Source organism: Edaphovirga cremea (assembly GCF_003332275.1).
GTDB lineage: Bacteria > Pseudomonadota > Gammaproteobacteria > Enterobacterales > Enterobacteriaceae > Edaphovirga > Edaphovirga cremea.
In genome coordinates, this window is the sequence record NZ_QOVA01000001.1 from 103,894 (window position 1) to 126,827 (window position 22,934).

Here is a 22,934-nt window from a genome sequence, read left to right on the forward strand (position 1 = left end):
CGCCATGAGCGTTATGCGGCACATGCGTTATTCTGGCGGGCTTGTCGGTAACGCGGGCAGTATTTGCATGCAGCGATATCTCGCTGCAACCTGCGGATTACCGCAGGGAATGTTGGGCACTCACGTGTCTGCGCAGGGTTTTTAATCCACATTACAGCGGAGTGTTGTCACACTATGATGGACAATTTACGCGCGGCCTCCAGTCATGTCGCGCTCAAAGTCATCCTGGCTATCATCATCTTGTCATTCATATTGACTGGGGTGGGTAACTACCTGGTCGGTGGTTCAAACGACTATGCAGCTAAAGTCAATGGTCAGGAAATTGGTCGTGCCCAGTTGGAACAGGCGGTGCAAAACGAGCGCGCCCGTTTACAGCAGCAGATGGGCGAGAATTTTTCTGCACTGGCTGGCAGCGAAGGTTACATGCAGCAAATGCGTCAGCAAGTGTTGAATCAGTTGATTGACGTCGCTTTACTGGATCAATATGCCAGAAAGCTGGGCATCTCTATCAGCGACGAGCAAGTCAAACAGGCTATCTTCAAGACGCTTGCTTTCCAGACCAATAATCAGTTTGATAACGAGAAATACCTGAACTCAGTCCGGGCGAATGGTTATACGCCAGATGCCTATGCGCAGTTGCTGCGTCGTCAGATGATTAGTCAGCAGCTCAATCAGGCATTTGCAGGCAGTGATTTTGTCTTGCCTGCTGAAGTGCAGAATATCGCTGATTTGGTGCTGCAAGAGCGTGATATCCGTCTGGCGACTTTCGATACCGACGCGCTGGCTGCCAAACAGCAGGTCACTGATGATGAGCTGAAAGCCTACTACGATCAGAACAAAAACAACTTCATCGCCCCTGAGCAGGTCAAAGTCAGTTACATCGCGATGGATGCAGCAGCAATGCAGGACAAGGTTAGCGTCAGCGATGATGAAATTGCAGCTTACTACGACCAGCACAAAAGTAGCTTTGGGCAACCTGAACGCAAGAAATTCGCGGTGATTGTGCTGAAGACGGAAGCTGATGCAAAAGCGGTTATTGCCGAGCTGACGAAAGGCGCTGATTTCGCTGAACTGGCGAAAACCAAATCTACTGATACGTTCACGGGCCAGCGCGGCGGTGAATTGGATTGGATGGAGCCGGACACCACGCTGCCTGAATTCAAAGAGGCAAATCTGACTGAGAAAGGACAGATTTCGGATGTCATTAAATCATCTTCTGGCTATCTGGTTGTGCGCCTTAACGACATTCAGCCAGAGCAGGTGAAACCTCTGACCGAAGTGCGTGACAGCGTTCTGGCCAAGCTCAAGCAAGAGAAAGCCCTTGATGCCTATTATGCACTGCAGCAGAAAGTCAGCGAAGCCGCTACCAGTGATAATGAATCCCTGGCGTCTGCGGAAGAAGCATCTGCCCTGAAAGTGGTGCACACGGATTGGTTCAACCAGAACTCAATTCCTGAAGCAATCAACTTCAAGCCGGTTGTACAGAATATTTTTGACGGCTCACTGATTGGTGCGAATGGTACTCCTGGAAGCAACTCGGATGTGATTACCGTTGATGGCGATCGCGCTTTTGTTGTTCGTGTCGAAGGTCATAAACCTGAAGCGGTCAAACCTTTTGATGAAGTACGCGATCAAGTCACCGTACTGGTAAAACGTCAGAAAGCTGAACAACAGGCACGCGTTGACGCAGAGAAACTGCTGGCAGACCTCAAGCAGGGTAAAGGCGAAGAGGCACTGAAAGCAGCGGGATTGGCTTTTGGTGAAAAGCAGAAGGTGCAGCGTTCACAGCAACCCGGTGCTTTTGAGCAGAGCGTATACGCGATGCCACAACCGAAGAAAGATCAACCAACCTTCGCCGTGTCTGAGGACGCCAAAGGGAATGTGGTCTTAATCGAACTGACAGCGGTAAATGCAGGTAAATTGCCTGAGACTGAAATCCAGAATTTCTCTCAGCAGATTCAGGAAGGTGCAGCGAATATCACTTATGATTCCCTGTTGGCCAACTTGCACAAAGAAGCGAAGATCACGTTGGGTACGGGTGCACAAACGCAGTAATCCTCGCAGCAAAATGTAACTCGTTGCAAAAACAAAAGGTCGCTTTCGCGGCCTTTTCCACATTTTGAATCCCTCAATTGTTGCTTTCCCCGCATTACGGCACTGTAGCCATGCTGTCAAACAAAGGGAGGAAACAGCATGAAAAAATTAGGAATTAGGTCACTTTCACTCGCATTGGCACTTGGACTTTGCAGCTTACCCGTGATGTTGCAGGCGGCACCCAATGCCGATACCAAAGCACCTGTTTCGCTCAGTGACTCAAATAAAAAAGTGGAAAAGACACCGCAAAGTGCGCAAGCAACAGAGCAAAGTCAAACGGTGGAAAAGCCCGTGAATATCAATACGGCAACGGCGGAGGAGTTTGCACAGGGACTGAGTGGGGTTGGACTGAAAAAAGCGGAGGCCATTGTCACCTATCGCGAAGAGTTTGGTCCTTTTACCGACATTGAACAATTGCAGGAGGTACCCGGAATCGGTCCTTCCTTGATTGAAAGAAACATGTCACGCCTGAAATTGTGATCCGGATCGCGGCTACAGTTTCTGGATTTCTGTAGTCGCGATGCTCTGCTACGCTAACATGAGAAGTCCGACCAGTGCGTCAAAGAACGCACTTTTCTTTTATTAGTCCCGAAATATTTAGAGATGCAGGTAACAGCAAGCGAATAACGCGTAATGCCCTGCAACTTCAAGTACGAAGGGGATAGACGGAGCAGTCATTCACCTATGCATACCTTAATTAAAGTTCGTGGTTTTCATATCGATGTTTATCAACATGTTAATAATGCGCGTTATCTCGAATTCCTTGAGGAAGCGCGTTGGGAGTGGTTGGCGCAGTTGAATGGTTTTCGCTGGATGCATGAAAATAACATCGCCTTCATCGCAGTGAATATCAATATCAACTATCGCAAGCCTGCTGTGTTGGGCGATATGTTGCGTATAGACAGCACACTGGATCGGCTGAATGGTAAAAGTGGTGTCATTAATCAGGTGATAACCCGTATTTCTGATGATGCGCCCGTGGTAGATGCGGCACTGACCTTTGTTTGCATCGATCTGAAAACACAAAGAGCATTACCACTAGAAGGAGAGTTGCTGGAAAAACTACAGGAACTGAAACGTCAGGATGAGGCTTCCTGATATCTTTCTTTGGAGACTAACTACCGTCGACGAGATAAATCATTCCACATTCTGTCCTGTTCTTCCCCGTCCTGCTAAAAACAGGACGGGCTGCTAATTATCGTAAACCCGTTTTATGCTTTAGGCTAAGCATCACCTGTTGCTGATTTTGTTGGTATTGTTGCAGGCCCTTGGCGCGAAGGTGACAGGCGGCACAGGTACCGCATCCATCGCCTTGAATACCGTTGTAGCAAGTCAGGGTGTCGTGGCGTACTTTATCAAGCTGCTGATAATAATCGGCCAAGGCCCAGGTTTCGGCTTTATTCAGCCACATTAATGGTGTCTCGAAGCGAATGTCCCGGGCGATACCAAGCGAAATGGCATGGTTCAGGGCTTTGACAAATTCATCCCGACAATCGGGATAGCCGGAAAAATCGGTTTCACATACGCCAGTAATGACCGCTTCAGCGTCAATCTGATAGGCATAGATCGCAGCCAGCGTCAGAAAAAGGATATTACGGCCAGGGACAAACGTGCTTGGAAGTTGACTGGAGGACTCGCTTTCGTAATCAGGCACCGGAATGTTGTCGCGAGTGAGGCTGCTGATGGCAAGCTCGTTAAGCAGGCCGACATCCAACACTTTATGGGCTCTGGCACCTAACTCAGCCGACAGCTTTTTCGCGACGTCAATTTCTGCCCGATGACGCTGGCCATAATCAAACGTAATGCAATGCGCTTCATCATATTGATGAAGCGCCTGGATCAGGCACGTTGTTGAATCTTGCCCACCGCTGAATACGACAACTGCTTTTTTCATCTGCTTACCTTTATCCGACTCGGCTCCCACCTGCTTACAAGCGGACAGGAGAATGAATGCAGACATGGTACTTTTCTTCGCTGCTGTTGGGTAGTCTTGAAGGCAAGCCGCACAATAAGGTATTTACTCAAGAGGTGGCGGGATCCATGCCTGCGAAAAATCAAACCAGCCCCACGCAGTGAGTTGAACACCGTTAACCCTTGGTGGCGCGCTGACCTGATATTGATAATTAAACAGTGGCGTTATCAGACCATTTTGCATCAACCCTTCAAAATAGTGCTGCAGGCTGGCCGAGCGCAGTAAAGCATCTTCAATTTGCTGTATGTCGAGCAGGGTGGATTGCAGATGCTCCCACGCGCCAGGCGGCAGAATGCCCTGCCATAAAGGATCTTGCCTCAACCAATTTTCCAGTGTGGCTTCTGGCGCTTCACCGATTAACCTATCACCCAGCAATAAATCTACCGTATCGACCTGTTCTGCCCCCATCCAGAGTTTGCCGGGATGATAAATGATCTCTAACTGGCAGCCTTCTGCGGCGAGAAGTTGTTGCAGTGCTTGCGTGACCGCTTCCAGTTCCAGCGGGGGATGGTAAAGCAATGTGAGTTTTTTCGGCAAGGAGATGTCGTCAACCTGCTGTTCTGGTATTTGCCAGCCAGGCAACATATCTCGGCTGGGCGTAATGAGGTTGGTGTCAATTGGCAAATTATCCAGTAGACGGGATCGCTGGATCAGCATGATCACTTTCTGCGCCTGTTGCTGATTCAACGTCTTACGGCGCAAATTGATGGCCAGATAACAGAATCCCAGGCTGGTACTGCGGCTGACAGGTTGTGCGAGTGGCAGCTCCTCTTTTCCTCCCAGCGTGATTCTCACCGGATGTTGGCAACTCACGCCAACCGACTGGTTAAAAATCTGCGGGGTTATCCAATATTCAATCGCTGCCAGATAAGGATGCTGCAAGTGGTAATAGCTATGCTGTTCAAGCCGGATCAGTCTCTCATTGAACGTCATCAAGCGAAAAGGGCCGCTACCGAGGGTGGCATTGTCTGGATGGGCCATCAGGCAAGTAAAATCAGCCAGACGATGTGCCAGCCAGTAGTCAGGCTCATGCAAATCAAATTGCAGGCATAGGGCGTGGGGCAGGGTGATCTGCGCGATGTTACGTAAACAGGCTTCTGTTCTGGGCGCGTCCCTGAGTTGTTGCAGCGTTAGCAATAATTGCTGTGCCGTAAGGTCTTCACCATTGTGCCAATGCAATTGGCTGCGCAAGAAGAAACACCAGGTTCTTCCTTCATTCGACAACTGCCAGTGGTGCGCCATATCGGGTTGCGGTTCGGGCGAACCGGTCACAAAACGGGTCAGACCGGCAAAAAGCGAATGAACCAAGTGTTGTTCGGCCCTGCCGGTAATGGTCTGGGGATTAAGGGTTTCAAGCGGACGATAATAGGGGATTCGCAACGTTGGGCTGTCAGCGTGCCATTGCCCGCCCATGTGGGGGGAAAGCAGTGTTTGCAGGTGCGCAGAATCAAGTTGGGTCAACTCCAGCGCTGCCGAATGGTCGCCTGACTTAAGCAATTGTTGTAAAAAGTTTTTGCGCAACTCTTCTGGAGTAATGAGGCACTCAAGCACTGCTCGTTTGGAACGGCCGGGTTGGGATTGCCAGCGCACCCACCCCTCAAGCTGTAGTTGTTGCACCAGCGTGCGGGCATGCCGTTCACTACAGATAAATATTTTCGCCAGCTCCGCGACGGTAAGCGTCACTTCATGGGCACCTGTCGATTGATACAAGCGCTGATATTGTTTTAATCGATTCAAAATACGCATGAGCTAAACCCGGCACTGTTTTTATAAAGTGTTCACTATTAGTTCCGTAAATACCACGCCATACTGACATCTCTGCTGTGAAGATCACATTCCAAGGGGTTCTGATGGTTCGTTTAGCCGCATTCGATATGGATGGCACATTATTGATGCCTGACCACCAGATAGGACAACTGTCTTTGGAGACACTGTTTCAGCTCAATAATCATGGTGTGATACTGACATTCGCGACGGGTCGTCATTATATTGAAATGAAAAGCGTTCTGGCCCGAGCTGGTTTGCAAGGGCATTTGATTACCGGGAATGGTACGCAAATTCATGATATGGAAGGTAATAAATTGCAGGGTGTCGATTTGCCACCCGATGTTGCTTACCACGTTCTGCACAGCCATTGGGATACTCACGCCAGCATGCATGCGTTCCGGGAAGAGGGATGGTTTACTGCGTATGATCAACCTCGTATGTTACTTGCCCATAAGTTCAGCGGTTTTCATTACCAACTGACCGACCTTCGAACCTTACCTGCCTTCGGTAATAACAAAGTCTGCTTCTGTGGCGCTTATGACGATCTGTTGCGGTTGAAAATCCAGTTGGAAGAGCAATTTACCGGTCAGGTGGATTTCTGTTTTTCTGCGGCGGATTGCTTGGAGGTTCTGCCGCTGGGGTGTAACAAAGGTTCTGCGCTGGCGATTTTAAGCGAACACCTCGGCGTGACATTGGCGCAGTGCATGGCATTTGGTGATGCAATGAATGACAAAGAGATGTTGGAGAGCGTGGGACAGGGTTTGGTTATGGGGAATGCACTGTCGGAATTGAAAAATCAACTGCCACATCTTCCGGTTATCGGCCCTTGCAGTAAGCAGGCCGTAGCCCACTATTTACAACATTGGCTGCATTCACCTCACCTCAGTTATTCCCCCGAATACTGAGGTCTTCTTGCTGGCCGGCCGGATACTCACTATCCGGCTTTTTTTGGCCTGTCATATTATATTCCGCTCAGCGCTGCCTCAAAGGAGGACAGATCGCCAATGTTATTGGCAACCCATTGTGGATCGTAATAGGTGTCGAGATAGCGTTCTCCGCTGTCACACAGCAAGGTGACAATGGAACCCTGCTCGCCTGCATCCCTCATTTTAATCGCCAGTTGCAGTGCGCCCCACACGTTGGTACCGGTAGAAGCCCCGACTTTGCGTCCCAGTTTTTTCTCCAGCCAATGAATCGTCGCTATGCTTGCTGCGTCAGGCACTTGCATCATGCTGTCGATCACCTCAGGGATAAAAGACGGCTCCGCGCGCGGACGCCCAATTCCCTCAATGCGGCTACCACATTGGCCCGTTATCGAACGGTCTTTTTGCTGAAAGCAGGGGTAAAACACCGAGTTTTCAGGATCAACTACCATGAGTTCGGTTGGATGGCCTTTATAGCGAATGTAGCGGCCCAATGTGGCCGATGTGCCGCCAGTTCCTGCGCTCATCACCAGATAGCGCGGTATAGGGAAAGGTTCCCGTTCCATCTGTCGGAAAATACTGTCAGCGATATTATTGTTTCCGCGCCAGTCAGTTGCGCGCTCAGCATAGGTAAACTGATCCATATAGTGGCCGTGCAGTTCTTTGGCCAATTGTTCCGAGGCGGCATAAATTTGCCCTGACTGTTCGACAAAGTGGCAGCGACCGCCGTAAAACTCGATTTGTTCTATTTTTCGCCGGGCGGTGCAGGTAGGCATAACTGCGATGAAGGGCAGGCCAATCATGCGCGCGAAATAGGCTTCCGAAATAGCGGTGCTGCCGGAAGATGCCTCGATAATGGTGGTGCCCTCTTTAATCCAGCCATTGCACAGACCGTAAAGAAACAGCGAACGGGCCAGTCGGTGTTTGAGGCTGCCGGTAGGATGGGTGCTTTCATCTTTCAGATAGAGGGAAATCCCTGGAAAATCCGACAGCGCCAAACGCATGAGATGGGTATCCGCCGAACGCTGATAGTCGGCTTCGATTTCATTGATGGCACGAGTAACCCAAGAATTGGTCATAAAACATCCCCGAAGGAAAAGTGATTTCTATGAACCAGCATAACGGGAATTGAAGAAAAAAAGATTGCCATTTCCTCTTCATGATCGCCTAATAAGAGAAATATTTTCTCTAAAAGAACGCTATGTTAGATAAAACCGACCGGAAACTGCTTTGCTTGTTACAGCAGGACTGCACATTATCGCTTCAAGTGTTGGCCGAGGCGGTTAATCTGACGTCTACACCGTGCTGGAAACGGCTAAAACGCCTGGAAGATGAAGGGTTCATCAGGGGGCGGGTCGCGCTTCTGGACCACGAAAAATTGGGGCTGTCGCTGACCGCTTTTGTGATGATAAAAACACAGCAGCATAACAGCGATTGGTATCAACGATTCGTCAAACAGACCAAGGATATGCCCGAGGTTCTGGCATTTTACCGCATGGCGGGTGAATTCGACTATTTGATGCAGGTGCGCGTCGCTGATATGAAAAGTTATGACGGATTTTATAAGCGTCTGGTCAATGCCGTTCCGGGGCTGATTGACGTGACATCCAGCTTTGCGATGGAAGAGATCAAATACACCACGATTTTACCCGTACCTGAGTAAAAGTTTCATTAAATCCGCATTTAACGATGTTATTCTATCGCCAAAGTCTGTCGAAACAGCCCAATAAATCCAACTAGGAATCAAACTGCGTGAGATTGTTTGCCCAATTAGGCTGGTACTTCCGCCGGGAATGGCGTCGTTATCTCGGAGCGGTGGCCTTGCTGATTATCATAGCCATACTACAGCTCTTACCGCCAAAACTGGTGGGTGTGATTGTTGACGGTATTACTGAGAAACAGATGACGGCCTCTGGGGTGTTGGCCTGGATTGGCGTGATACTGGTCACCGGGATTATCGTTTATCTGCTGCGTTATTTATGGCGCGTGATGCTCTTTGGGGCGTCCTATCAACTGGCCGTTGAACTGCGGGAAAGTTTTTACCGTCAGTTAAGTCGCCAGCATCCTGCCTTTTACTTGCGTCACCGGACGGGTGATTTGATTGCGCGGGCAACCAATGACGTTGACCGGGTGGTATTTGCTGCGGGTGAAGGCGTGCTCACGCTGGTGGATTCACTGGTGATGGGCTGCGCGGTGCTTATTGTGATGAGTACGCAGATTAGTTGGCAATTGACGCTGTTGTCACTGGTGCCGATGCCGATTATGGCAATAGTGATCAAACACTATGGCGATCAACTTCATCAGCGGTTTAAATCGGCACAGGCGGCCTTTTCCTCGCTGAATGATCAGGCACAGGAGAGTTTGACCAGCATCCGCATGATCAAAGCCTTTGGGCTTGAGGATCACCAATCCAATCAATTTGCTGATGTCGCCGCCGATGCGGGGGCGAAAAACATGCGTGTGGCCCGTGTTGATGCCCGGTTTGATCCCACGATTTATATCGCGATTGGGATGGCCAATCTGCTGGCTATTGGCGGCGGGGGCTGGATGGTGGTAAATGGCCTGCTGACGCTTGGTCAACTCACCAGTTTTGTCATGTATTTGGGTCTGATGATTTGGCCGATGCTGGCATTGGCGTGGATGTTCAATATTGTTGAGCGCGGAAGTGCCGCTTATGGCCGCATCCGCAGCCTGCTGGATGAAGCTCCCTCGGTCGTCGACGGCGAAATTGAACTCCCGGCTGGGCGTGCCACGCTTGACGTCAATATTGTCAACTTCCATTACCCTGAAAATTCACAGCCAGCATTGCATGATGTGCATTTTTCGCTGGCACCGGGACAAATGTTGGGGTTATGTGGACCGACTGGAGCCGGGAAAAGTACGCTGTTGACGTTGATACAGCGGCAATTCGATGTGACGGAAGGAGAACTGTGCTATCACCAGCTCCCTTTGGTCTCGATCCGCCTTGATGACTGGCGTAGCCGTATTGCGGTAGTCAGTCAGACACCTTTTCTGTTTTCAGATACCGTGGCGCAGAATATTGCACTGGGCAATCCGGATGCTACGCAGGAACAGATTGAAAATGCGGCTAAATTGGCCAGTGTTCATGAAGATATCCTGCGCCTGCCGCAGGGTTACGACACCGAAGTTGGGGAGCGCGGCGTGATGTTGTCGGGTGGACAGAAACAGCGAATCTCGATTGCCCGCGCACTGTTGCTGGATGCTGAAATCCTGATTCTTGATGATGCGTTGTCCGCCGTCGATGGACGAACCGAGCATAACATTTTGCATAACCTGCGCCAGTGGGGAGAGCATCGTACCGTGATTATCAGTGCGCACCGTTTGTCAGCGTTGACCGAAGCCAGCGAAGTCCTGGTGTTCAACCACGGAACGGTTACCCAGCGCGGTCAGCATGAAAAACTGAGTACGGAGCCGGGGTGGTATCGGGATATGTATCGCTATCAGCAATTGGAAGCCGCGCTGGATGAGCCTGAACCGGAATCGTTGGAGATCATAACGAATGCGTAAAATCCAACAAAGCTGGCCTACGCTGAAACGTTTGTTGGCCTATGGCTCGCCGTATCGCAAGCCCTTGATCCTGGCCATAATTATGTTATGGGTTGCCGCCGCAGCGGAGGTTTGTGGGCCTATTCTGGTGAGTTATTTTATCGATCATGTTGTCGCCAAAGGGGAGTTACCGCTGGGTATTGTTACCCTTCTGGCCACTGGCTTTCTTCTGCTGCAATTGCTGGCGGCCTCTCTGCACTATTTTCAGGCACTTTTATTCAATCGTGCAGCGGTTGGCGTGGTACAAAATCTGCGTATTGATGTCATGGACGCGGCGTTACGCCAGCCACTGAGCGAGTTCGATATCCAACCCGTCGGCCAGCTCATTTCCCGGGTAACCAATGATACCGAGGTGATCAGGGATCTTTATGTCACCGTGGTTTCTACGGTATTGCGCAGCGTGGCGCTGATTGGCGCGATGCTGGTGGCGATGTACAGCCTCGACTGGCGGATGGCTACCATCGCTATCTGTATTTTCCCGGCGGTATTTCTGGTTATGGCGATTTATCAGCGCTATAGCACGCCGATTGTCCGCCGTGTGCGCAGCTATCTGGCCGACATTAATGATGGTTTCAACGAGATAATCAACGGAATGGGCGTGATCCAGCAATTCCGTCAGCAGTCGCGTTTTGGCAAGCGGATGAGCAATGCCAGTTGGTCTCACTATAACGCGCGTATGCAAACGCTGCGGCTGGAGGGTTTTCTGTTGAGACCTTTGCTCAGCCTGTTTTCGACAATGGTGCTGTGTGGATTGCTGATGCTGTTTGGTTTCAGCGCAGTAGGGTCAATTGGGGTCGGGGTGCTTTACGCCTTCATCAATTATCTTGGCAGACTCAACGAGCCGCTGGTGGAACTGATGTCGCAGCAGTCGATTCTGCAACAGGCGCTCGTCGCTGGGGAACGCATTTTTGAGCTGATGGATCGCGTCCAGCAACAGTATGGCGGTGATGACCGTCCGCTGACCAGCGGATGCATTGATGTCGATGATGTAAGCTTTGCATACCGCGCCGATAAAAAAGTACTGCAAAATATCTCGCTGACCGTTCCTTCCCGCGGTTTTGTCGCGTTGGTGGGGCACACCGGTAGCGGGAAAAGTACGCTGGCAAATCTGTTGATGGGATATTACCCCTTGAGTCAGGGGCAGATCCGTTTGGATGGCCGTCCGCTGGCGAGTTTGTCCCACTGGGTTCTGCGTCAGGGCGTGGCGATGGTTCAGCAAGATCCTGTGGTTCTCGCTGAATCAGTGTATGCCAACGTGACGCTGGGACGGCAGATTGAAGAGCAGGGAGTCTGGCGTGCGCTGGAGACGGTGCAACTGGCTGAACTGGTTCGTAATTTCCCTGAAGGTATTCATACGCGACTGGGTGAGCAGGGGAATAATCTCTCGGTAGGGCAGAAGCAACTGCTGGCGATGGCGCGGGTATTGGTTCAGGCTCCACAGATTTTGATTCTTGATGAGGCCACTGCCAATATCGATTCTGGTACGGAGCAGGCTATCCAGCGCGCGTTGCAGGCAATTCGCCAACGCACAACGCTGGTCGTGATCGCCCACCGTTTATCGACGATTGTGGATGCCGACACTATTTTGGTGTTACATCGTGGGCAGGCGGTAGAAAAGGGTTCCCATACCCAGTTGCTGGCACAGCAAGGTCGTTATTATCAGATGTTCCAGTTGCAGCAAGTCGGTGACGAATTGGCTGCCGGGCAAACGGAAAATCCTATGCTGATTCAAGAGCCTGCCAACTGATTTACCTGCTAACTGAAAGCCGTGCCTTGGTACGGCTTTTCACATTTTAGCTGTTCATAACTTCACTCCTCTCCCCCTTCGCACCATTTTCTGGCAATCACCCCTTCGTTTATCCGGGTTCTGCCCTCACAAAAGGCGTATTGCACTGTTTTTGTGCAACGCGGCCTTTCTCTATGCTCAGAAACCGCGGTTCGGGATTTACAGAGTACTCCGTAAGTCGCGCCACGCGCCGTAATTCCATGAATTTGAGTCTGAAAAAATTTCTGGCACAGCCTTTGCTTTAACCAATACGTATCGGGCGCGGGTTCAAACGCGACAGGCTCTTACTTCGAGGAGTGGCAATATGAAGCTGGTTACCGTGGTGATCAAACCGTTCAAACTGGAGGACGTGCGTGAAGCCCTGTCTTCTGTAGGAATTCAAGGACTGACCGTAACCGAAGTTAAAGGGTTTGGTCGTCAGAAGGGACACGCAGAGCTCTATCGCGGGGCGGAGTACAGCGTCAACTTTCTCCCAAAAGTAAAAATTGATATTGCCATTGCGGACGATCAACTGGATGAAGTGATTGATGTCATCAGCAAAGCGGCCTACACCGGCAAGATTGGCGATGGCAAAATTTTCGTTGCTGAATTGCAACGTGTTATTCGCATACGTACCGGCGAAACTGATGAAGCAGCGCTGTAATTTCAGGCTTGGATTAGCGAACTAGGGGTGGGTTTATAATGAAAAAACTTTTATCCATAATGGGCCTGGGTGCAGTAGCGATGCTGCCTTCTCTGGCTATGGCCGCGGCTCCCGCAGTGGCAGACAAAGCTGATAACGCCTTCATGATGATCTGCACCGCCCTGGTGTTGTTCATGACCATACCGGGCATTGCGTTGTTTTATGGCGGCTTGCTTCGCGGCAAGAACGTGTTGTCGATGCTCACTCAGGTCATGGTGTCCTTCGCTCTGGTCTGCGTGTTGTGGATGATTTATGGCTATAGCCTGGCTTTCAGTCCTGGCAATGCCTTCTTCGGTGGTTTCCAGACCGTTATGCTGAAAAGCATTGGTCTGACTGACCTGACAGGCACTTTCTATCAACTGATTCACGTTGTGTTCCAATGTTCGTTTGCGTGCATCACCGTGGCGCTGGTCGTGGGTGGTTTTGCTGAACGAATCCGTTTCTCTGCGGTACTGATTTTCACTGTTATCTGGCTGACCTTCTCCTACCTGCCGATTGCCCATATGGTATGGGGCGGTGGTCTCCTGGCAGCAGACGGTGCGTTGGATTTCGCAGGCGGTACCGTTGTGCATATCAATGCCGCGATTGCCGGTTTAGTGGGGGCTTATCTGCTGGGTAAACGTGCGGGTTACGGTAAAGAGTCGTTCAAACCACACAATCTGCCCATGGTATTCACGGGTGCAAGCATCCTGTATATCGGCTGGTTCGGTTTCAACGCAGGTTCAGCCAGTGCAGCCAATGAAATTGCTGCCCTTGCCTTCCTGAACACCGTTATCGCTACGGCTGGTGCAATCCTTTCCTGGGTGCTGGTTGAGTGGGCCGTACGTGGCAAACCTTCGCTGCTGGGCGCGTGTTCCGGTTGTATCGCAGGGTTGGTGGCAATCACCCCAGCCGCAGGTTTTGTGGGCGTCGGTGGCGCACTGATCATCGGTCTGGTGGGAGGCGTTGCTGGCCTGTGGGGCGTGGTGATGTTGAAAAAATGGCTGCATGCTGACGATACTTGTGACGTATTCGGTGTTCATGGCGTCTGCGGTATCGTAGGCTGTTTGCTGACGGGTGTGTTCGCTTCCACGTCTCTCGGTGGTATCGGGTACGCTGAAGGTGTGACCATGAGTCATCAAGTTTGGGTTCAGTTGTTCAGTGTTGGCGTCACTCTGGTATGGTCAGGTGTTGTCGCTTTCATTGCTTACAAAGTTGCCGGCATGATGGTTGGCCTGCGTGTTCCGGAAGAACAAGAACGCGAAGGTTTGGACGTAAACAGTCATGGCGAGAACGCCTACAACCAGTAATGGCGGGCGGACAAAGAGAGTAGTGCGCTAAAGTAATTATAAATTTAAAAAATAATGATGATCGCAAAGGGGGGACGATGAAAATATCGTCCCCCCTTTTCTTTGCGAATCGCATTTATTGATTTTAAACACAGAAATCAACGCTAGTGCGTATCGCGCAGACGCATGACGCCTTCCTGAACTGTCGAGGCGATCAGCGTTCCGTCGCGGGAATAGAATTGACCACGCACAAAGCCCCGCGCGCCTGATGCCGATGTACTCTCAACGGCGTACAGCAACCAGTCATCAAGGCGGAAAGGTCGATGGAACCACATCGAGTGGTCGATGGTCGCGATCTGTATTCTCGGTTCCAGAAAACCGGCTCCGTGCGGCTGCAAGGCAGTAACCAGGAAATGGAAGTCGGATGCATAGCCCAGAAGATATTGGTGAATCCGCAGATCATCCGGCATGGCACCGTTTGCCCGGAACCAGACATAACGCGTGGGTTCTTCAACAGTACCGACCAGCGGGTTATGAAATTTGACTGGCCGCATTTCGATGGGTTTCTGACCAGTAAATTTGTCCCTGAATTTTTCGGGGATCAGATGGGCCATGCTTGCAGCGATATCAGATTCTGACGCTAACTCCTCAGGCGGCGGTACGTCCGGCATGGTGTTCTGATGCTCAAATCCCTCTTCCTGGGTCTGGAAAGAGGCGGTCATATAAAAAATGGGTTTGCCGTTCTGCACCGCTTGCACCCGTCTGGCGCTGAAACTATTACCGTCACGCAGGACTTCGACGTCATAAATAATCGGCATACTGGTGTCACCGGGGCGTAGAAAGTAGCTGTGGAAGGAGTGAATTCCTCGTTCTGCTGGAACGCTCTGTTTGGCTGCATAAAGTGCCTGACCGACAACTTGCCCACCGAAAACCTGACGCAATCCCAGATCTTCACTTTGACCACGAAACAACCCTTCTTCCAGTTTTTCCAGATCCAGAAGATCCAGTAGATTTTGTAATACCTGACTCATGTGGTGGCCCCGTAGTGATATGCGAGAGAGGGCAGGGATGAAATCAAGAGTGCCATCGCGTGCTGCCGTCTGGCTGTAATAGTAGAGGATCGCCTGTATCTCAGAAACCAATTTTGGTTAGTTGCAGGAAATATTCAGATTTTTGTGCCACTATTATTAGGTATGGTGGTGAATGCCACTATTTAACGCCGGCTTTTTTTAGCTTGTCGGCAAGCTAATAATAAAAAAGGAGAGCGATTAAATGAAACTTTGGCAGATTGTAGGTGGAACCGCGCTGTCTTTGACTCTGGCTGGATGCGCCTCACATAGTGCGCCGCCGCCTCCACCGCCAGGTGTTGAGTCTACAGCCAGTGCGCAAACGACCATTGCACAGCCCGCAGTCACCGGGACGGTTAACATCAATCAGCGGATTGCATTACCGCCTAATGCTGTACTGACAGTCACGTTGTCTGACGCCTCTTTGGCCGATGCTCCCTCGAGAGTGATAGCACAGCGTGTAGGCCGTACTGAAGGCAAACAGGCTCCGTTCAGTTTTGTACTGCCGTATAATCCGGCAGAAATCCAACCCAATGCGCGGATTATTCTGAGTGCAGCGATCACTATCGACGGTCAAATGACGTTCACGACCGATACCATCAAAGAAGTGATCAACGGCGGTCAGGGGACTCAGGCTGATTTGCAATTGACTCCAGTCGCTTCAATACCGATCAACACCAAACCATCTGCGATGGGCCCAATGGACACGTCACCGAATGCGCCAATGCCTGCGCCGGTTAATCCTGCCCCAGCGCAAATTATTCAGTCATGGTAGTTTTAGTGGTTAATTACTCGGTATAATTGAGAGTAGACGTCAGAACGGCGATGAGTTTACGACTTCATCGCCGTATTTAAATTTTCCAGCCAAAGCGAACCAGATCGATGCGTCCGCCTGCTTCGAATGTTATGCCCTCAGAGAGTAAGGCTTGACGCTGGCGCTGGAAATCCTCACCTTGCAGCGAAATCTCCCCGCGACGATTCACCACCCGGTGCCAAGGTAGGGAACTGCCTTCAGGTAAACGCTTCAACACCCCACCCACTTGCCTCGCAGCCCGTGGTGAGCCTGCCAGGCTGGCGATTTCACCATAAGTGGTCACCCGACCTTCCGGGATAGCAGCGATCACCTGAAATACCCGTTGACGGAAATTATCTATTTCGGACATAGTCCCTCTACGGTTGTGGTAGCAGATGTATTTCAGTAGAAAACTGATTATGCCGCAGTGTTCTGGGCGCGAACAGCGTGAGGGCGTAAACTTATCTGCATATAAACCGACTTGTTGTACAAGAAAGCAACGGTCACGGCGGCGTAGCTTGCTTTTGGGCGGTGCTTAACCGATAATGCCCACCGCTTCAGAATACCGGAGCCGTCAACGTCAATGGAGGCCCTGTTGGTTCTCCCGCAACACTAACTTGTTAACTCGGTCAGGTCCGGAAGGAAGCAGCCGCAGCAGGCGTCGTGTGTGCCGGGATGTAGCTGGCAGGGTCTCCACCCATTTTAGCGTAGTAAACTCCCTTTTTTCTTTCCTGGCGCTTATTGGCGCAGATTTTTCATGTCTACAACATCCAGGACATGGCTAATTCAAGCAGATCCCAAACTACCGCGGTAGTTCCATAGGCCATAATAGTTTGCGCATAACGTTCCGCTGGAAGAAGCGAAGCGATCAAATGGGATTTGACCGAGAGCGACCTTGACCGCGCGACGGCGGAGTTCACTGGGGAGTGTTAAATCAGACATGTATAGGAATCTGAAAATAGTGCAGAAGGCGTAATGTAGGCGGGATTAATGTTTTCGCAGAGGAATTACTTTATCGCATTATAAGAAGAGGTTATGTGAGGACAAACGTTTCACTTTCCGGCTGGATAAATTAATGTGATGTCTGAGCCTTGGCATCGCTTACTGGCACTGGAAAATGGCACGCTGGATTTTGCTATTGGCGCATTAGACAGTACTGTTCCGACCTCTTTGGAGATTTTCCCATTATTGGAAGATCCTTTCGTTGTCGTTGCCCATAAAAACGATCCGCTGGCTAAATTCCATCATTTGCCATGGAAACAATAATCCGCGCGACACATGATTATTTTTTCCACTGGAAATGTGAACCGTTTAGTTAATGCGATGATAGAAAGTCATCGACTTAATCTTAAAATAGGTTATCGCGTCGACTTTTTAGAAACATTTATAGGGGCTTGTCAGATCGAAATTAGCCTTGGCAATTTTACCAAAACTTTATACCGCAACCCTGAGTGATGCTGAATTTACGGTAATTTATTTGCAACAGACTCAACGGGTAAGAACCGTCGCATCAATGCGAAGCCGTACGCAAGTGCGTTCGTCTTTAATGGATCACTGCTTTCAGTGTCTACTGCAAGCCTTTCATCAACACGTTAATGAGAGCGAAAAATAAAAGTTAACACGCTGATGTTACTACTCATTGAAGCCGACGAGTCTATCGGCTCAACGTCGCAAGCCTTCACAGAACGTGAAGCACGTCACTTTATAATTGCTGGTGGTAAAATTGCTTTTAGCGAACAAACTTCCACACCGCAACCGGGATCTTATCGTAAAGTTTATTCATGGTCAGCTCTGCAAGACGATGATCGGCAGCAGAGTAAAACATTTCCAGCTCGTCGTCGGAGAGCTCATATTTATTTTTTTCGATAACACGTTCTAATGTATCAATGGTGGTACACTTTCTTAAACGCATCAGGTAATCAATTTTATTCATCATAGCCTTTCTTATATATGGTCAGTTCAATCAATTATCCGTTAAGTTTTCATCAGCGTACAGATGTACTCGCCTGAGAACATTCTGAATAATCGGCTTTTGGTCTTTTGCCATCTCCGTAAATCGGAATCATTAATCCCGTAATTACTAAACAGTGTATAGGTATCATCAAGATACTCTTCGACAAGTTCAGATAGCTGCGTTTCATCGTGGTATTTTATTTTAAAACTCATAACGAAAGAAGCAATATGTTCAATCAGCTCGTTAAGCTGGAGATTGACCGCAGATGTCGGATCATTGACCCATCCATGGTGACTGTCTCCCAACGTGGCTATCCCTTCATCATACAAATTCTCACTTAAGAATTTTAGTTGGGCTATATCATGTCGCTTTGGCGAGTACTCATCCATATCATCCCCTCCGTAAGGTGTTTATTCGGTGTTGATAACACTCTGTGAGTAAACTAATAACCATAAACTTTGGAGGCAGTTTAAGTAAGGTTTAATAAAATCCTCATATAGAATATAAATCATATTTAAGGTTTTCGCGCCAGATAATTACTGAAACTTACAATTCATCAGCTGTTGAGGGACGCGATGCTTCTATTATATCAAAAGTCAGACCTTGTGGATGAACAGTAAATGTGACCGTTTCCTCACTCTGTTCCCGGGTATTGATATTAAGACAACCATTAAAAACAGCCCGCTGACAACTATAAGTCATTGAATAATTATCGTTATTTCTTAACTTAATCGCAATAATCTTTAAGCTGCCCGTTTTCGCTTGTGCATTCTCGGAATAATAACCGAGATCACCAATCAGCAGCAGCTCAAGTTGGGCAATATTAGCCCATATGACTTTTTCTAACTGGGATTCTGTAGGGACTACACTCTTCCAATCATAATATATTGCATTGCGCATTTATTAACCAGTCCAGGCAATGAACTTAATACCAGACCCTATTATTATCGCGCAAATATTTGCGAATCGGTAGATATATTTTTAGTGTTTAAATATATTTATGCCTTTGATTATAATGCATTTGTGCGAAATATGCAGGATTTTTAACTTTTTTTTACACTTGACATAATCCCATTCAACCCCCTTCAGCGAGAAAGGCTCGCTCCTTTGGCGTATGGACTTCTGCCCCAGCAATCTGTTTTTGGATACCCCGTTTCCTAGCGTGGTTCTCGACCTGGTGGCGATTCGCTGTCAGTAATGTGAATTGTCGGATTTATTGCCGGATTGGCTGTGGCGATGCTTTCGGATTTGGAAGGGTGGTTGGATCTTGATAAAAGAAAACCCTCCGCCGAGCAAGCAGCGGGAGGTTTTTATGGGGTAAAACTCATTCGGTCAGCGTCTTTTTTTACGGCCCTGCACGGCTTTGAAACGCGGATTTGATTTGCAGATGACGTAAATACGCCCTCTGCGGCGAACCACTTTACAATCTGGATGGCGCTCCTTGGCGGAGCGCAGTGAACTTAAAACCTGCATGAATCATGCCTCAGCGTAAGGATTATCTCTTGCCCAGAAAGCTGCTAAAACGCTGCTGGAAGCGAGCGGTACTGCCTTCTTTGGAGAAATCTTTCTGCTTACCGGTGTAGTAAGGGTGAGATTCTGAAGAGACATCAATCGTGACATAGGGAAGGGTCTCGCCTTCCAAATCAATGGTGCGCTCGGTTTTAATCGTTGAACCCACCTTGAAATAGGCATTTGCACTCAGGTCGTGGAAGACCACTGTGCGGTAGTCAGGATGGATTGTGGATTTCATGATGACCTCGAAATGTAATGTTATAATATAACAATATTATGCCGCGAACATTTCTGAGATTCAAGCACAATTTTTATTGGGAAGGGAATTGCATTGGGAGGAAAAGAAGAGGGGCAATAAAAAAGGCCGCTTGCGCGGCCTTTGGGAAGAAAAGGAATTAGTGCTTGTTGAGACTCACGGGGGCGTGACTGTGTTCGATGTCTTCATTCTTCCTACTGAAGCGGCGGCGGACCACCACAAAGAAGACCGGAACGAAGAAGATAGCCAGAACGGTCGCGGTGACCATCCCACCCAGAACACCAGTACCTACGGCATTCTGCGCACCTGAACCTGCACCAGAACTGATAACCAGCGGCAATACACCGAGCATAAAGGCCAGAGAGGTCATCAGAATCGGACGCAGACGCATACGCACGGCCTCCAGCGTGGCTTCAATCAGCCCTTTGCCTTCCTTGTCCATCAAATCCTTGGCGAATTCGACGATCAGGATGGCGTTCTTCGCCGAGAGGCCGATGGTTGTCAACAGCCCCACCTGGAAGTACACGTCATTGCTCATACCGCGGAAAGACGCCGCCAGCAATGCGCCGACAACCCCCAATGGAACGACCAGCATAACCGAGAACGGAATGGACCAACTCTCGTAAAGCGCAGCCAGACACAAGAAGACCACGATCAGTGAAATCGCATACAGGGCCGGTGCCTGGTTACCTGACAGACGTTCCTGGAAGGACATTCCGGTCCAGTCGAAGCCGATGCCTGTTGGAAGTTTGGCAGCCAAATCTTCCATCATCTTCATCGCTTCACCACTACTTCTGCCTGGCGCAGCCTGACCAAGGATTTCCATCGATGGCAGACCGTTATAGCGTTCCAGACGCGGTGAGCCAAACTCCCACTTCGAAGACGAGAAGGCGGAGAACGGCACCATCTGGTTCGAACTGCCACGGATGAACCAGTTGTTGATATCGCTCGGCAACATCCGGTATTGCGCTTCGGACTGGACATACACTTTCTTCACACGACCGCGGTCGATGAAGTCGTTAACGTAACTCCCGCCGAGTGCAGCACCCAGTGTGGTATTGATATCAGACAGGGACACACCCAATGCCTGTGCTTTTTCCTGATCAATTTCCAGTTTGAACTGCGGGGTATCTTCCAGACCGTTCGGACGAACCCCCACCAGCAGATCGCTATGTTGCGCGATCATGCCAAACAGTTGGTTACGTGCTTCTGTCAGCTTCTGGTGACCCAGGTTACCCTGGTCGATAAGCTGGAAGTCGAAACCTGTCGCTGTACCCAACTCCACAATGGCTGGCAGGTTAAAGGCAATAACAATGCCGTCTTTAATGCTGGCAAAGTTTTGCGAGGCACGTGCCGCAATGGCTGGAACCTTGTTCTCTTCACCTTTACGGGCACCCCAGTCTTTGAGACTGACGAACGCAAGACCGGTGTTTTGACCCTGACCGGCAAAACCAAAACCGTTAACTGTAAATACGGAGTTAACGTTGTCTTTTTCATTCTCCATGTAGTATTTGCTGACCTGGTCGAGCACTTTTTGCGTACGTTCCTGCGTTGCCCCTGCAGGCAACTGAACCATGGTCAGGAATACACCCTGGTCTTCCTCCGGAAGGAAGGACGTTGGCAGACGCAGGAACAGGAAAGCCATGCCCACAACGACCAGCAAATAGATGATCAGATAACGCCCGGTACTGCGGAGTATGTTACCTACGCTGTCGGTGTAGTGCGTCGTACTCTGATCGAATTTCTTGTTAAACCAGCCAAAGAAACCTTTCTTGTCATCGTGATGCCCTTTCGGGATCGGTTTGAGCATTGTGGCGCAAAGTGCGGGCGTCAGGATCATCGCAACCAGTACTGACAACACCATCGCAGAAACGATCGTGATGGAGAACTGGCGATAGATAACACCGGTCGAACCGCCAAAGAATGCCATTGGGATGAATACCGCTGACAGAACCATCGCGATACCCACCAACGCTCCCTGAATCTGTTCCATCGATTTCTTGGTGGCTTCTTTCGGCGGCAGGCCATCTTCGACCATGACACGCTCGACGTTTTCAACCACCACTATCGCATCATCCACCAATAGCCCTATCGCCAACACCATCCCAAACATCGTTAGGGTGTTTATCGAATAGCCAAAGGCAGCAATGACGGCGAATGTACCGAGCAGAACCACCGGAACGGCAATCGTTGGAATCAACGTTGCCCGGAAGTTTTGCAGGAACAGATACATAACCACGAACACCAGCACGATCGCTTCAAACAACGTTTTCACAACTTCGTTGATTGAGATTCTAACGAACGGTGTGGTGTCATACGGATAAACCACTTCCATCCCGCTTGGGAAGAAAGGTTTCAGTTTTTCCAGCTCGGCTTTAACCGCTGTTGACGTATTCAGGGCGTTTGCACCGGTCGCCAGCTTGATACCCAAACCAGAAGAAGGTTTACCGTTATAACGGGCGATGATGTTGTAGTTTTCACCGCCAAGCTCAATCCTTGCCACATCACTCAAACGAACCTGAGATCCGTCCGGATTGACTTTCAGCAGTATTTTGCCGAACTCTTCCGGTGATTTCAGTCGCGTCTGGGCAATGATCGACGAGTTGAGTTGCTGGCCTTTAACCGGTGGAGTACCGCCCAACTGGCCTGCTGCTACCTGGTTGTTCTGAACCCTAATCGCACTGATCACGTCAACCGGGGTCAGTTGGAAGTTGTTCAGTTTGTTCGGATCCATCCAGATACGCATTGCGTACTGTGAACCAAACAGCTGAACATCACCCACGCCTGACGTGCGGCTGATAGGATCTTTGATATTTGAACCCACGTAGTCCGCAATGTCTTCCTGCGTCATGCCACCATCAGAAATGAAGCCCGCTACCATCAGGAAGCTGCTGCTTGATTTCTGAACCGAGATCCCTTGCTGCTGTACTTCTTGAGGTAACAGCGGCATCGCCAATTGCAGTTTGTTCTGAACCTGCACCTGGGCAATATCCGGATCAGTCCCTGAATTAAAGGTCAGGGTGATATTAACGCTACCAGAGGAATCACTGGTAGATGACATATACATCAGGTTATCGATACCGTTCATGTTCTGTTCGATAACCTGTGTAACGGTATCCTGTACCGTCTGGGCATCAGCACCCGGGTAGTTTGCAGATACTTCAATTGCCGGCGGCGCAACCGTTGGGTATTGCGCGATAGGTAACTTCAGTATCGCCAGGGTACCCGCCAGCATGATGATGATGGCGATTACCCATGCAAAAATGGGGCGATCTATAAAGAACTTAGCCATG

The 22,934-nt window shown here is 49.8% G+C and carries 22 protein-coding genes and 1 other RNA gene; 12 read left to right on the forward strand and 11 right to left on the reverse strand.

All coding sequences use genetic code 11. The annotated features are described in order from the left end of the window. Positions 1-174 precede the first annotated feature (174 nt). From ppiD to DRI82_RS00485, 3 genes are all read left to right on the forward strand, one after another. Positions 175-2,055, forward strand: coding sequence for a peptidylprolyl isomerase (gene ppiD / locus DRI82_RS00475; RefSeq protein WP_114191558.1), 1,881 nt, complete (start codon positions 175-177; stop codon positions 2,053-2,055). A 138-nt stretch (positions 2,056-2,193) separates the two neighbouring features. After that, complete coding sequence (locus DRI82_RS00480) at positions 2,194-2,574, forward strand: ComEA family DNA-binding protein (RefSeq protein ID WP_114191559.1); 381 nt, start codon at positions 2,194-2,196, stop codon at positions 2,572-2,574. A gap of 204 nt (positions 2,575-2,778) precedes the next feature. After that, a complete protein-coding gene (locus tag DRI82_RS00485; protein ID WP_114191560.1) occupies positions 2,779-3,192 on the forward strand; it encodes an acyl-CoA thioesterase in 414 nt (137 codons plus the stop codon). 97 nt (positions 3,193-3,289) lie between these two features. Here the strand turns inward: DRI82_RS00485 and queC are convergent, their stop codons facing one another. Then, the gene (queC, locus tag DRI82_RS00490) at positions 3,290-3,988 is read right to left on the reverse strand and encodes a 7-cyano-7-deazaguanine synthase QueC (protein WP_114191990.1); all 699 of its coding nucleotides are present in this window, start codon (positions 3,986-3,988) and stop codon (positions 3,290-3,292) included. Between the two features lie 123 nt (positions 3,989-4,111). After that, positions 4,112-5,812, reverse strand: coding sequence for an SgrR family transcriptional regulator (locus DRI82_RS00495; RefSeq protein WP_114191561.1), 1,701 nt, complete (start codon positions 5,810-5,812; stop codon positions 4,112-4,114). A gap of 104 nt (positions 5,813-5,916) precedes the next feature. Here DRI82_RS00495 and cof point away from each other — a divergent pair, with 104 nt between their 5' ends. Next, complete coding sequence (gene cof, locus DRI82_RS00500) at positions 5,917-6,738, forward strand: HMP-PP phosphatase (protein WP_114191562.1); 822 nt, start codon at positions 5,917-5,919, stop codon at positions 6,736-6,738. A 56-nt stretch (positions 6,739-6,794) separates the two neighbouring features. Here the strand turns inward: cof and DRI82_RS00505 are convergent, their stop codons facing one another. Continuing rightward, the gene (locus DRI82_RS00505; protein ID WP_114191563.1) at positions 6,795-7,835 is read right to left on the reverse strand and encodes a PLP-dependent cysteine synthase family protein; all 1,041 of its coding nucleotides are present in this window, start codon (positions 7,833-7,835) and stop codon (positions 6,795-6,797) included. Positions 7,836-7,957: 122 nt separating this feature from the next. Between DRI82_RS00505 and DRI82_RS00510 the strand changes: the two genes are divergently transcribed. The 5 genes from DRI82_RS00510 (at position 7,958) to amtB (ending at position 14,080) form a co-directional block, all read left to right on the forward strand. Next, positions 7,958-8,419: an Lrp/AsnC family transcriptional regulator gene (locus DRI82_RS00510; protein WP_114191564.1), complete on the forward strand. Its 462-nt coding sequence runs from the start codon at positions 7,958-7,960 to the stop codon at positions 8,417-8,419. 89 nt (positions 8,420-8,508) lie between these two features. Further along, the gene (locus DRI82_RS00515; RefSeq protein WP_114191565.1) at positions 8,509-10,284 is read left to right on the forward strand and encodes a SmdA family multidrug ABC transporter permease/ATP-binding protein; all 1,776 of its coding nucleotides are present in this window, start codon (positions 8,509-8,511) and stop codon (positions 10,282-10,284) included. Continuing rightward, positions 10,277-12,070 (forward strand): SmdB family multidrug efflux ABC transporter permease/ATP-binding protein, encoded by a 1,794-nt coding sequence (locus tag DRI82_RS00520; RefSeq protein ID WP_114191566.1) that lies wholly within the window; start codon positions 10,277-10,279, stop codon positions 12,068-12,070. The genes DRI82_RS00515 and DRI82_RS00520 overlap by 8 nt, the downstream gene beginning before the upstream one ends. Before the next feature lie 343 nt (positions 12,071-12,413). Beyond that, positions 12,414-12,752 (forward strand): P-II family nitrogen regulator, encoded by a 339-nt coding sequence (gene glnK / locus DRI82_RS00525; RefSeq protein WP_002208627.1) that lies wholly within the window; start codon positions 12,414-12,416, stop codon positions 12,750-12,752. Between the two features lie 38 nt (positions 12,753-12,790). Beyond that, positions 12,791-14,080 carry an ammonium transporter AmtB gene (gene amtB / locus DRI82_RS00530; protein WP_114191567.1) on the forward strand — a complete coding sequence of 430 codons (1,290 nt, stop codon included), beginning with the start codon at positions 12,791-12,793 and terminating at the stop codon, positions 14,078-14,080. A 143-nt stretch (positions 14,081-14,223) separates the two neighbouring features. On the opposite strand, the gene tesB is transcribed toward amtB, so the two are convergent. Further along, positions 14,224-15,090, reverse strand: coding sequence for an acyl-CoA thioesterase II (gene tesB, locus DRI82_RS00535; protein WP_114191568.1), 867 nt, complete (start codon positions 15,088-15,090; stop codon positions 14,224-14,226). A gap of 241 nt (positions 15,091-15,331) precedes the next feature. Between tesB and DRI82_RS00540 the strand changes: the two genes are divergently transcribed. After that, positions 15,332-15,901 (forward strand): YbaY family lipoprotein, encoded by a 570-nt coding sequence (locus DRI82_RS00540; protein WP_114191569.1) that lies wholly within the window; start codon positions 15,332-15,334, stop codon positions 15,899-15,901. Positions 15,902-15,977: 76 nt separating this feature from the next. On the opposite strand, the gene DRI82_RS00545 is transcribed toward DRI82_RS00540, so the two are convergent. Then, positions 15,978-16,289, reverse strand: a complete 312-nt coding sequence (locus DRI82_RS00545) for an MGMT family protein (RefSeq protein ID WP_114191570.1) — start codon at positions 16,287-16,289, stop codon at positions 15,978-15,980. 223 nt (positions 16,290-16,512) lie between these two features. Here DRI82_RS00545 and ffs point away from each other — a divergent pair. Both ffs and DRI82_RS24585 read left to right on the forward strand, forming a co-directional pair. Further along, positions 16,513-16,609, forward strand: an RNA gene (ffs, locus tag DRI82_RS00550) — signal recognition particle sRNA small type. A 390-nt stretch (positions 16,610-16,999) separates the two neighbouring features. After that, positions 17,000-17,185, forward strand: a complete 186-nt coding sequence (locus DRI82_RS24585) for a LysR family transcriptional regulator substrate-binding protein (protein WP_342768525.1) — start codon at positions 17,000-17,002, stop codon at positions 17,183-17,185. 463 nt (positions 17,186-17,648) lie between these two features. Here DRI82_RS24585 and DRI82_RS00560 read toward each other — a convergent pair whose 3' ends face one another. The 6 genes from DRI82_RS00560 to acrB all read right to left on the reverse strand — a co-directional run bounded on the left by DRI82_RS00560 (position 17,649) and on the right by acrB (position 22,933). Next, positions 17,649-17,852, reverse strand: a complete 204-nt coding sequence (locus tag DRI82_RS00560; RefSeq protein ID WP_114191991.1) for an HHA domain-containing protein — start codon at positions 17,850-17,852, stop codon at positions 17,649-17,651. A gap of 41 nt (positions 17,853-17,893) precedes the next feature. Continuing rightward, positions 17,894-18,262 (reverse strand): Hha toxicity modulator TomB, encoded by a 369-nt coding sequence (gene tomB, locus DRI82_RS00565; RefSeq protein WP_114191571.1) that lies wholly within the window; start codon positions 18,260-18,262, stop codon positions 17,894-17,896. A 157-nt stretch (positions 18,263-18,419) separates the two neighbouring features. Beyond that, positions 18,420-18,773: a hypothetical protein gene (locus DRI82_RS00570; protein ID WP_114191572.1), complete on the reverse strand. Its 354-nt coding sequence runs from the start codon at positions 18,771-18,773 to the stop codon at positions 18,420-18,422. Between the two features lie 432 nt (positions 18,774-19,205). Next, on the reverse strand, positions 19,206-19,346 hold the full coding sequence (gene ykgO / locus DRI82_RS00575) for a type B 50S ribosomal protein L36 (RefSeq protein ID WP_114191573.1): 141 nt from the start codon (positions 19,344-19,346) through the stop codon (positions 19,206-19,208). A gap of 22 nt (positions 19,347-19,368) precedes the next feature. Next, positions 19,369-19,623, reverse strand: a complete 255-nt coding sequence (locus DRI82_RS00580; RefSeq protein ID WP_114191574.1) for a type B 50S ribosomal protein L31 — start codon at positions 19,621-19,623, stop codon at positions 19,369-19,371. Positions 19,624-19,780: 157 nt separating this feature from the next. Further along, positions 19,781-22,933, reverse strand: coding sequence for a multidrug efflux RND transporter permease subunit AcrB (gene acrB, locus DRI82_RS00585; RefSeq protein WP_114191575.1), 3,153 nt, complete (start codon positions 22,931-22,933; stop codon positions 19,781-19,783). Position 22,934: the final 1 nt, after the last annotated feature.